An 11689-nucleotide genomic window follows, 5' to 3' on the forward strand; every position below is an offset into this window, starting at 1 on the left:
TATGAATACCCAACAGATCGAAAAAGAACTCTGGGAGGCGGCCGATCAGCTCCGGGCCAATTCCAAACTCACCGCCGCCGAGTACTCCATGCCCGTCCTGGGGCTGATATTTCTGCGCCACGCCGACAATCGCTTCAAACAATTCGTGGATGAGATCGAGAAGTCCATCCCGCCCCAGGTGCCGGCGGCCCAGCGGGAAGGGTTGATCAAGCTGGAGTTTCAGGGCAAGGCCGCCATGTATCTGCCGCAAGAGGCCCGCTACGACTATCTGGCCGATCTGCCCAAGGGCAAGAATGTCGGCAAGGCCATCGACGATGCCATGGACCTGATAGAGAACGAGTATGAAGTCCTCAAGGGCGCTCTGCCGCGGGGCTATTCGGCTTTTGAACCGGATCTCCTGGCGGAAATCGTCAAGATCTTCAACCGCGACGCCCTGAAGAAGGCCAGCGGCGACGTCTTCGGCCGCATCTACGAATACTTCCTCAACAAGTTTGCCCAGAGCGGCGCTCAGGAGGGCGGCGAATTCTTCACGCCCCCGTCCCTGGTCCGGATGATCGTCAATGTGATCGAGCCGGATCACGGCATCATCCTCGATCCGGCGGTCGGCTCGGCCGGCATGTTCGTGCAGACCGGCCACTTCATCGAGGATGTGCGCCGCCAGAACCCCAACGACAAGGCGACCTTCTTCGGGCAGGAAAAATCCGAAACCAACACAAAGCTGGCCCGCATGAACCTGGCCGTTCACGGCCTGGACGGAAAGATCATTCAGGGCAACACCTTTTATGATGATCACCACACCTTGTTGGGCCGCTGCGACTACGTCATGGCCAATCCCCCCTTCAACGTCGATTCGGTGGACACCAAGAAGGTGGAGGCCCATGTGGGAGAAGGGGACCGCCTGCCTTTCGGTTTGCCCGGCATCAACGCCAAGACCGGGGCGATCTCCAATGCCAACAGCCTTTGGATCCAGTTCTTCTATTCCTATCTCAACGACACCGGCAGGACCGGGTTCGTCATGGCCTCCTCGGCGTCCGATGCAGGCAACAAGGACAAGGAGATCCGCCGGAAGCTGGTGGAGTCCGGCCACGTGGACGCGATGATCGCCATCGGCCCCAAGTTCTTCTACACCCGCGGCCTCCCCTGCACCCTCTGGTTCTTCGATAAGGGGAAAGGTTCTATGCCCCGGCAGAAAGAGGTCACGGGCGCGCCCGCTTGGAACGATAGCGATCATGTGCTGATGATCGACGCCCGCAACGTCTACCATGCAGTTTCGGCCCGGTCCCACGTCTTTACGGAAGAGCAGTTGGCCAACCTGACCGCCATTACCTGGCTCTACCGGGGGGAGCAGGCAAAGTTCGTCGCCTTGGTCGCCTCTTACCAGCGGCGGGTGGATGAATGGCTGGCGGAACTGCCGGTCCGCCTCGCCGCAGATGGAGAAAAGGCACAGGAAGTGGCCAGCCTGCTGACCACCTTTTCCGACCAGGTGGTTCTCGCGGCACTGAATAAGGACGTTCCGGAAGAGGAACAAATCACGCAGATGCAGTTGACGGCTTTCAAGGGTGAGTTGCAGGCCGCAGGGGAGCAGACCGCCGCTATAGACCGGCAGATCGCTGCCCTGTTAGCGCAGGCGGCAGCCGCTAGGGGAAAGATCGCCGCTGCCGACCGGTCTTCCCATGCCGGCCAAAAGGCCCTTCAGACAGAACTGGATGCCTTTTTGCCCCTGTTGAAAGAGGCGCAGAAGGAAGTGGAGGCCCGCCACAAGCTCTGGCTGAAACTCCTGGACAGGGCGGAAAAAACCCTGTCGGCTCGCAAGTCGGATGCCTACGACAACAAACGCGGCCGGGAGATAAAGCGGGCGCTGACGGCAGCGGACGAGAAGAAGGAAGAAGAACCGACTATCCGTGATCTAGTACTGGAAGGCCTCAAACAGGCAGCCTACTTCATCGCTCAGGTGAACAAGCTTCACAAGCGCTTCCCCGAGGCCGTTTATGCCGATGTCCCGGGTCTCTGCAATGTGGTTTCCCGAGCTGACATTGCAGCTAGCGACTATAGCCTCACGCCAGGCCGGTACGTCGGCGTGGCGGTATTGGCGGAGGATGACGAGGAGGACTTCCAGGAACGGCTGACCCAGATTCATACAGAGCTGGAAGAGTTGAACGAAAAGACGGTGCTGCTGGCTGAGCGTATAAAGGAAAACTTCGCGGAGTTGATGGTATGAGTGAGTCCTGGGGAAAAATTGCTTTTGAGCAAGCTCCTCTCCAAATTATAGATGGGGATCGAGGTACCAAATATCCGCAAAAAGACGATTTCACGGATTCAGGTTACTGCGTATTCTTGAATACCAGCAATGTATTAAGTGATGGATTCAATTTGTTTCAATGCCAATTCATTTCTGAGTCGAAAGACCAAGAGCTAAGGAAAGGACGCTTGTGCAGGGGTGACGTTGTTCTCACAACCCGGGGTACAATAGGGAACATAGGTATATATGATGAGAGCGTGCCCTATGACCATATCAGGATTAATTCCGGGATGGTGATCCTCCGTACAGACAAGGGAAAGCTTTTGCCGGCATTCCTGTTCCAGTTCTTGCGATCGTCGTTCTTCAGGGAACAAGTAGATTCATTGAGGAGTGGTGCGGCCCAACCCCAGCTTCCAATTCGAGATATCAAACGCGTTCTTATTCCATTTCCTGATGTTCCGATTCAAACTTGCATTGTGTCGGTGCTCTCCGCCTACGACGACCTCATCACAGCCAACCAACGCCGCATCCAACTGCTGGAGGAGTCGGCCCGGCTGCTGTATCGCGAATGGTTCGTGAAGCTGTGCTTCCCTGGGCACGAGACCGTGCCGATCAGTGATGGCGTCCCCGGGGGATGGGCACGCAAGCCCGTTTCAGCACTGGTCGATGTTAATCCAAGGACTCCATTTCCCAGAGATGTGGCAAGACCTTTCGTAAGGATGGAGGTCCTTGCCGAAGACTCGATGGTTATAGATGCCTCCTCTGATGCCCGACCTATAAGCGGGGGAGCAAAATTCCGAAATGGTGATACCCTATTGGCGAGGATTACGCCATGTCTTGAAAACGGAAAGACCGGTTTTGTTCAGTTTCTTGAAGATGATGAGGCCGTCGCCAGTGGTTCAACGGAGTTTATTGTGCTCCGGTCCCGCACGGTCAATCCCTACTATGTCTATTGCCTTGCACGTAGCGATTCTTTCCGTGAACATGCGATTAACAGCATGGCGGGATCCGATGGACGGCAACGGGTCAACACAAAATGTTTCCAGCAATACTTGACATTACAACCGCCTGATGATGTGTCGCAGCATTTCGAAGACAAAGTGAGAGATATGTTCGAACAGGTACAGTCTCTGACGAACTACAATCAGGCATTACGTGAGGCTCGCGACCTGCTCCTCCCCAAGCTGATGTCCGGAGCGCTGGACGTGAGCCGCATCACTGTTCCCCAGGAGGTCGCCGCATGAGCCAGGAAGGGCAACTCCTCGACAAGAAGTCGTTGCGGACGGTCACCGGAAAGTCGGCGGACTGGAAGGAACTGGCCAAGGACTGCATTGCCTTTGCCAATGCCCAGGGCGGCCGGCTTCTGATCGGCATAGAGAACAAGGCCGACCTGCCGCCCGCTGGGCAGCGCATCGATTCGGTCCTGCCCGATCAGATCCGCCGCAAGGTCGGGGAGCGAACGGTGAATGTGACCGTCCTGCCGGAAATACGCGAGGCCGAGAATGGGGCCGAATATATCGAGTTGCGGATACCGAGGTCTCTGGCCGTGGCCTCAACGCCTGACGGTCATTACTTTCTGCGCGTAGCCGATGAGAGCAAGCCCGTAGTGGGGGATGAGGTGATGAGGTTGGCAGCCGAGCGGTCGGCCCTGCCCTGGGAGACCCAGACGACGCTGCATGTCCCCCGAAGCGAGACAGATCCCCAGAAGCTGGCTGTTTTTGCAGCTGGGATTCGTGCCTCGGACCGGGTCAAGGAATCGGTGAAGGAAAAGAGCGACGACGAATTGCTGGATCATTACCTGCTGGCCCAGGGCCAGTGGCTGACCCATCTGGGCATCCTTTGCGTCGGCAGACGTCAGGATCGGGCGCGGCTGGGCACCGCCCCGGTGATCCAGTTCCTCAAGTACGACGAATTGGGGAAGAAGGTAAACAAGATCCCCTGGGACGACTTCAGCCTGTCGCCGATGGAGTTGATCGAGGCAGTCTGGCGGGAGGTGCCGGACTTCCGGGAAAAATACGAGTTGCCTGATGGGCTCTTTCGCCAGCATGTGCCGCTTTATGATGAGATCGTCGTCCGGGAACTGCTGGTGAACGCCCTGGTGCACCGGCCCTATACGCAGCGGGGCGACATTTTCCTGAACCTGCACCCCGATCGGCTGGAGGTCGTCAATCCGGGCCTGCTGCCCCTGGGCGTCACGCCGCAGAACATGCTGCACACCTCGGTGCGCCGCAACGAGCATCTGGCCAGGGTATTCCACGACCTGAAGCTCATGGAGCGCGAAGGGAGCGGCTACGACCGGATTTACGAGGTCCTCCTGTCCCAGGGCAAGCCGGTGCCGGAACCGAAAGAAGGTACGGACCGGTTCGAGGTGACGGTGCGGCCGCGGATCATCAAGCCCCAGGTGATCGACTTCCTGGCCAAGGCGGACAGGACCTTCCAGTTGACCCAGCGGGAGCGCATTGCCCTGGGCCTGCTGGCTCAGCAGGAGGCGCTGACGGCCCGGGAACTGGCAGGCGCGCTGGAACTGGCCTCCGTCGATGCCCTGTCTCCCTGGGTGCATCGGCTGCTGGATTGGGGCCTGGTCAGAAGCAGCGGACGGACCCAGGCCACCCGCTACTTTGTCGATCCCGATCTGCTCCGGCGGCTGGAGTTCACGGCACCGACCTCACTGAAAAGGATCGAGCCGCACCGTCTAGCGGCACTGATCCTCGAGGATGTAGGGCGCTACCCTGATTCCCGCATCGGTGCCATCCATGCACGGATTGGACCTGAAATCCCTAAAGCTCAGCTCAAGCGCGCTCTGGCCTCTTTGGTCAAGGAAGGCCGCTTGGCCATGACCGGTTCCCGTAGGGGCTCCGCCTATCAAGTGCCCACTTAGTTTTGGCTCACTTGGGGCCCTATCTGCCCAAGATGAGCCAAAAAAACGAGCCAAAAGGTGCCTGCTGAATTGGAAGTAAGCTGAAATCGTTTCCTTTTTATTTGGCTCATGATCGCCATATTGACTGAACTCTATTGGCTCAAACGCTCCATATCCGCCAAGGGCGGTCAATAGGAGGGACGATAGCTTTTCTTAACCATCTGAATCTGAGCAGTTTTTCTATTGACCTTGTGGGGCTGTGTCTTTTCGGTCCGGGCTATAGACGAGCCAAAGTGGAGGTGGGATGCCGCGCAAAGACTACTCTGAAGATATTCTGATTCAACAGCCGACCGTGGAATTGCTGGAAGAGGAACTGAAGTGGGACTCCGTTTTTGCCTATGACAGTGAGGACTTCGGCCCCGAAAGCCTGTTGGGAAGGTCGTCCGACCGAGAGGTGATCCTCCGCCGGGATGTCGCATCCGCCCTCCGCCGCCTGAATCCGGGGCTCCCTGTCGAAGCCTATGAAGAGGCACTGGCCCAGGTCGCCAGTTATGATTTGACCAAGACGCTGGTCCAGATGAACGAGGACAAGTACCGGCTGCTGCGCGACGGTGTGCCGGTGAAGTATCGGGACGCGCAGGGGCGGATAGCGGAACAGCGGCTGAAACTGGTGGATTTCGATGACCCGGCCAATTCGGAGAGGAACCGGTTTCTGGCGGTCCGTGAGTTATGGGTGCGAGGGAATACCTACCGCCGCCGGCCCGATGTGATCGGCTTCGTCAACGGCCTGCCCCTGGTCTTCATCGAGCTGAAGCGCTACGACCAGCATGTGGACAAGGCCTTCAAGAAGAACTACAGCGACTACCTGGACACGATTCCCCAAATGTTCCACTGGAATGCCCTGATCGTCCTGTCCAATGGGGTCGATGCCAAGGTCGGCTCCCTGACCTCGATCGTGGAACATTTCTCTCGTTGGAAGCGGTTGCAGGAAGAATATCCGGAACCGAAAAAGGACCGGCCGCTGCTCCCCATCCTGCTGCGCGGCTTGCTGAACAAGGAAACCCTGCTCGATGTGGTGGAGAATTTCATCCTCTATGACCGGACCGAGGGGGAGGTCCAGAAGATCGTGGCGCGGAATCACCAATACCTGGGCGCCAACCGGGTGATCGACAAGCTGTTGTCGGATAAACCCAAAGATCAAAGCGAAGTGGCGGCAGGCAAGCTGGGCGTCTTCTTGCACACCCAGGGATCGGGCAAGTCCTATTCCATGATCTTCCTGACCGAGAAGATCCACCGGAAGATTTCGGCAAAATACACCTTTGTGCTGATGACCGACCGGAACGAACTGGACGGTCAGCTTTTCGGCACCTTCACCGGTTGCGGCGCGGCCACCAACAAGAAGGCCAAGGCCCGGAACGGCAAGGGTCTGGAAAAGCTCCTGACGGATAACCACCGGTATGTGTTCAGCCTGATCCACAAATTCCACCGCCTGGTCGATGAAGCCTACAGCCCCCGGGAAGACATCATCGTCATTTCCGACGAAGCCCACCGGACCCAGTACGGCAGGCTTGCGATCAACATGCGCAAGGCCTTGCCCAACGCGAAATTCCTCGGCTTTACCGGCACCCCCCTGATCGACAGCCAGGAAAAGCAGATGACCCGCGCGGTGTTCGGCGACTACATCTCCATCTACGATTTCCAACGGGCCGTGGCCGATGGCGCGACGTTGCCGCTCTTCTATGAGAACCGGGGGGATAAACTGAAGATTGTTGATGAGGAGATCAACAAGCGGATCGCAGCGCGGATCGAGGCGGCCAGGGCGGCGGGTGATCTGGATCCGGCCCAGGAAGAGAAGCTGTACCGTGAGTTGGCCCGCGACTACCCCATCCTGACCTCCCCGACACGACTCGGCAAGGTGGCCGCGGACTTTGTCGGGCATTACCATCAACGCTGGCAGACCGGCAAGGCGATGCTCGTGTGTATCGACAAGATCACCTGCGTCAGGATGTATGACGAGATCACCGTAAAGTGGCGGGAAACCTGGGAAGCGCTGGAGGCAGAGGTGGCGGCCGAGGAGAAGCGTTTTGCCGATGCGGGGAAGAACCCGGACAAGTTCCTGCAAAAGCGCCGCGCCCAAGTGGAATGGATGAAGGAGACGGAGTTCTGTGTGGTGGTTTCCCAGGAGCAGGGCGAAGTCGAAGAATTCAGGAAATGGAAGCTGGATATCCTCCCCCACCGGGAAAAGATGGTGCATCGCGACCTGGATCTGGAGTTCAAGAAGTCGGAGCACCCCTTCCGAGTGGTGATCGTCTGCGCCATGTGGCTCACGGGCTTTGATGTGAAGTGCCTTTCCACGCTTTATTTGGACAAGCCCATGAAAGGGCACACATTGATGCAGGCCATTGCCCGGGTGAACCGTGTCGGCGGCGGCAAGAAGAACGGCCTGATCATCGACTACAACGGCATGCTCAAGAGCCTCCGTCAGGCCCTGGCCACCTTTGCCCAATATGAGCGGAAGGGAGATGGCAAGGAGGTCCTCCGGGACTATGCAGAAGCCCTGGTCGAGTATGGTCAGGCTGTTCGTGCAGCCCAGGATTTTCTGACTGGTTGCGGTTTCAATCTCGATGAGCTGATCGCCGCCAAAGGCTTCAACAAGCAGGCACTGATCCTGCGCGGGGTCAATATGGTCTGCGAGACCGATGAACGGCGAAAGACCTTCGAGGTTATGGCCGAAGACATCGCCGCCCGGCTGCTGGGGCTTTTTCCCAATGCCGGGTTATACGAGTACGATAATCAGGAAAACGCCATCTCGGCCCTCTATAATCGGCTGCAGGAAAGCAAGGAGTCGCCTGATGTCTCAGAGATGCTGCAGGCCCTCTACGAGGTGGTCGATACGGCAGTGGCTACCGAACATTTGGGGGTCAGCGAACGCCGGCGCTACAATCTGACCAAGGTCGATATCCGGCGGCTACAGGCGGAGTTCGAACGCCAGTGCCCCAATATCAAGATGCTCAATCTGCGCGAGAAGATCGAGAAACGTTTGGCGAAGATGATAGCCCTCAATCCGACCCGTGTGGATCTGTATGAACGCTATCAGGAGATCGTCGCAGAGTACAACAAGTACAAGGATGCCGCGGAGGTGCAGCGGGTCTTCGATGACCTGTTTAAATTCAATGACGAACTCGACGAGGAGCAGCGCCGCTATCTGCGCGAAGGGCTCGACAACGAGGATCAGTTGGCTGTTTTCGATTTGCTGCAGAAGGACAGCTTGAAACGGAAGGAGCGCGAACGGATCAAGGCGGTGGCCAAGGAGCTGCTGGAGAAGCTCTTGGCGGACAAGCTCCGCATCGACCATTGGAAGGCAAAGGCCACCGCCCAGGCTCAGGTCAAGGCGGAGATCATCAAGCATCTCTACATCAACTTGCCCGGAGAGGACTATACGGAGCAGGAGATTGCGGACAAGGCGGATATAGTTTTCGCCCATCTTTATCATCCGGGGATCGGCGCGGGTGGATGCCCTATGTATTATTGAGCTCAACTAGCCGCTGAAAAATTTCTTTGTACTTTCAACCCGCAATCGATAGTCAGGGGTACCAACCAAAATTAGCAACTTGTATTTGAAGTGTTATGCGCTCGCAACAAAAGTAGATTCAAGGAGGAAGTACGCTTTAATCGGATGAACCATTTTTCAAATATTTATGGATGCTCGGAAACAGAGGCATCCTTCCCCCGCAGGGTTTCCCGGATTTTCACCGTAAGATCCTTGATGATGAAGGGTTTATGCAGGAAGGATGTTCCCGATTCGTGGGCGCCCTGGCTGATGATTGTATCTTCCGTGTATCCCGACATGTAAATTACCTTGAGGGTGGGGCGATTTCTCCGAAGCCGATCGACGAGCACGACGCCCGCCGTGATTCTTCCGGCAGGGATGCTCCAGGGAACAGCGTCCAAGACGTTAGAGGAGACGACGAAACAGATGCGGCTGCTGTTTTCCTGTGCCTGCTATTTGACTATTGGGCTGGCATGGTTAGATTAGCGCAGAAGTGGAGCAGATAGGGCAGGTCGGGAAAGGAGAAAAATGATGAAGAAGCGGTTAATTTACCTGCTTTTATTTGGTATTGTGCTGGGGTGCAATCAACCGGAGGTTAATGTTCATAAAACGGAGGCAGAAAGCCAGGAGGGTGGAAAAAATATGCAAAAAAATACTGAAATAGTTGAAATAGCTACCTTTGCGGGTGGGTGTTTCTGGTGCGTGGAAGCGGATTTTGAAAAGATCCCCGGGGTGCTCGGCGCCGTATCCGGTTATACGGGGGGAAAGGTGGAAAATCCCTCTTATGAAGATGTATCTTCCGGGAAAACCGGTCATGTCGAAGCCGTTCAGGTGCGGTATGATCCGGCAAGGGTTACATACGCGCAGTTGCTTGATGTCTTTTGGAGTCATATTGATCCGACCGATGCCGGCGGACAGTTCGTCGATCGCGGGTCCCAGTATGCAAGCGCTATTTTCTATCACGATGACAAACAGCGGCAAAGCGCGTTGCAGTCTAAAGAAGAGCTGCAGAAAACGGGCCGTTTTAAAGCACCCATTGTAACGGAGATCAAAAAATTTGAGCGCTTTTATGAAGCGGAGGACTACCATCAGAATTACTGTAAAATTAGCCCCTTACGGTATGAGAATTACCGGTTGGGTTCAGGCCGCGATCAGTTCCTGCAAAAGGTGTGGGGGAGAGCTGATGCAGGCATCAATTCTGCTGCTTTCGCCAGTCAAAAAGCGGATAGGGAGCTGTTGAAGAAAAAGCTGACGCCCCTGCAGTACGATGTAACTCAGAACAACGGCACGGAGCCGCCTTTTCGCAACGAATACTGGAACAACAAAAAGGAGGGCATTTATGTGGATATTGTCTCGGGAGAGCCGCTCTTTTCTTCGCTCGACAAATTCGACTCGGGGACGGGATGGCCAAGCTTTAGCCGGCCGCTTTTGCCCGGCAGCATAACGGAAAAAAATGACGGCAGATTTTCGATGCAGCGCACCGAAGTCAGGAGTAAAAATGGGGATTCCCACCTCGGTCACCTCTTTTTCGACGGCCCTCAGCCCACGGGACTTCGCTACTGTATAAACTCTGCGGCGTTGCGCTTTATTCCCAAAGAGGGTATGGAAAAAGCGGGTTATGGTCAGTATCTCAAAATATTTGAGAAAAAATAGAACGGGGCTAAATTTTTTTCGGGCAAAGGGTGATAATTGAGACATCGTTGCCGGATGATTGCGGAAGAGCTCAACGTGATGGGCAATTCAATGACGAAAATAAGGAACGAAGCATGCAAACAGGCATACCCAGGCCGTCTCAAGCGCAACTGAGGGGCTGGAAAAAGCTGACTCTGGAGAAGTATCGTCGTCAGGAACGGGCTTTTCTGGCCGAGGGCGAGAAGATCGTCGGGGAACTGCTGAAGAGCAAATGGCCGATAAACGAGATTCTGATTTGCGGGGAAATTGCCGGAGGCCTTTATCCGGATATTTTCGCAGGGATTCCGTACGGGACGCCTGTTTACGAACTGACGAAGCATGAATGGGGGACGCTCAGCCAGGACAAGGCGCCGGAAGGGGTGATGGCGATAGCCGCAGTGCCGGGGCCGCTTCCTGCAGACGGCACTGCCGCAGAGTCACACCTTGCCGAAGTGCTGGAAAAAGTCCCCGGGCCGCTCCTGCTGATTTATCAGGTGAGCAATCCCAATAATCTGGGGGCGCTTTTCCGCACCGCCTGCTGGTTCGGCTTCTCCACAATCATTCTCAGCCGCAATTCCTGCGAGGCTTTCAACCCGAAGGTCGTACGCGCCTCGATGGGAAGCATCTTCCAGCTAAATATTATTGAAGGTGTTGATTTAGAAGAGGTTATCGCAGATATCGCGGGGCGCTTTACGATTGTCGGAAGCGAAGTCCGCCAAGGCGTTGCCCCCCATCCCTGCAGCCGCAAAACGGCGCTGCTCCTCGGCAGCGAGAGTCACGGTCTGCCGGGGGCGCTCCTCAATCTGACAGATGAAGCATGGAAAATTCCAGGCGCGGGGGAGGGGGAGTCGCTGAGCCTTCCCCAAGCGGGGGCGATCATGATGTACGAGTGCGCCCGGGGCAACTTTGACCAAAAGACAAACTGAAGCTTTGCTGCATCCCTGATTTTTCTCTGGGGCCTGGTAAACCTTGCGCCGCCGTGACTTATTTGCTGCCCGCCTTTGCCTCTTTCAGCCGCAGCTTCAGACTCTCCTTCCGGCGTTTGCGTTTTCTGTCTATCTCTTTTTCCCGATTGATCTTTTTGTGTCTGCTCATAAAACCTCCTTGTTAGTTGGGAGAAAAAGGCCTTTGCCCGTTCATCGTTCAAGGAACAATCAGGGGCGCATCCCGCTTATGGAGAAGGCTTTTTCTCTTGGGGGGGAGGCTATACGATGAAACCGGGTGTGAGTCAAGGGACTTGTATTAACCCAAAATCCGCGATTGATTTTGGCGAAGTAGTTTTTCTGATCGGAACGGCCAAAAAATTGCCTGTTAAGCTCGGCCGTGGCCTTAAAAAATGTCGTTATTCAACGCAAGCGTCATATTTAATAAA

General features: G+C 56.0%; 7 protein-coding genes. 6 read left to right on the plus strand and 1 reads right to left on the minus strand.

Annotated features, from left to right (window positions below; translation table 11 throughout):
• Nucleotide 1 precedes the first annotated feature (1 nt).
• From K0B01_11310 to K0B01_11325, 4 genes are all read left to right on the plus strand, one after another.
• Nucleotides 2-2218, plus strand: a complete 2217-nt coding sequence (locus K0B01_11310; GenBank protein ID MBW6486724.1) for an N-6 DNA methylase — start codon at nt 2-4, stop codon at nt 2216-2218.
• Nucleotides 2215-3483: a restriction endonuclease subunit S gene (locus tag K0B01_11315; protein MBW6486725.1), complete on the plus strand. Its 1269-nt coding sequence runs from the start codon at nt 2215-2217 to the stop codon at nt 3481-3483. Before K0B01_11310 ends, K0B01_11315 begins: the two co-directional genes overlap by 4 nt.
• On the plus strand, nt 3480-5117 hold the full coding sequence (locus K0B01_11320) for a putative DNA binding domain-containing protein (GenBank protein MBW6486726.1): 1638 nt from the start codon (nt 3480-3482) through the stop codon (nt 5115-5117). Before K0B01_11315 ends, K0B01_11320 begins: the two co-directional genes overlap by 4 nt.
• A gap of 283 nt (nt 5118-5400) precedes the next feature.
• The gene (locus K0B01_11325; protein ID MBW6486727.1) at nt 5401-8628 is read left to right on the plus strand and encodes a type I restriction endonuclease subunit R; all 3228 of its coding nucleotides are present in this window, start codon (nt 5401-5403) and stop codon (nt 8626-8628) included.
• A 164-nt stretch (nt 8629-8792) separates the two neighbouring features.
• Here K0B01_11325 and K0B01_11330 read toward each other — a convergent pair whose 3' ends face one another.
• The gene (locus K0B01_11330; GenBank protein ID MBW6486728.1) at nt 8793-8996 is read right to left on the minus strand and encodes a hypothetical protein; all 204 of its coding nucleotides are present in this window, start codon (nt 8994-8996) and stop codon (nt 8793-8795) included.
• Nucleotides 8997-9288: 292 nt separating this feature from the next.
• Here K0B01_11330 and msrA point away from each other — a divergent pair, with 292 nt between their 5' ends.
• A complete protein-coding gene (gene msrA, locus K0B01_11335) occupies nt 9289-10299 on the plus strand; it encodes a peptide-methionine (S)-S-oxide reductase MsrA (GenBank protein MBW6486729.1) in 1011 nt (336 codons plus the stop codon).
• Nucleotides 10300-10412: 113 nt separating this feature from the next.
• The gene (locus tag K0B01_11340) at nt 10413-11243 is read left to right on the plus strand and encodes an RNA methyltransferase (protein ID MBW6486730.1); all 831 of its coding nucleotides are present in this window, start codon (nt 10413-10415) and stop codon (nt 11241-11243) included.
• Nucleotides 11244-11689: the final 446 nt, after the last annotated feature.

This window comes from Syntrophobacterales bacterium (genome assembly GCA_019429105.1).
In the GTDB taxonomy this organism is placed as follows: Bacteria; Desulfobacterota; Syntrophia; order Syntrophales; family UBA5619; genus DYTH01.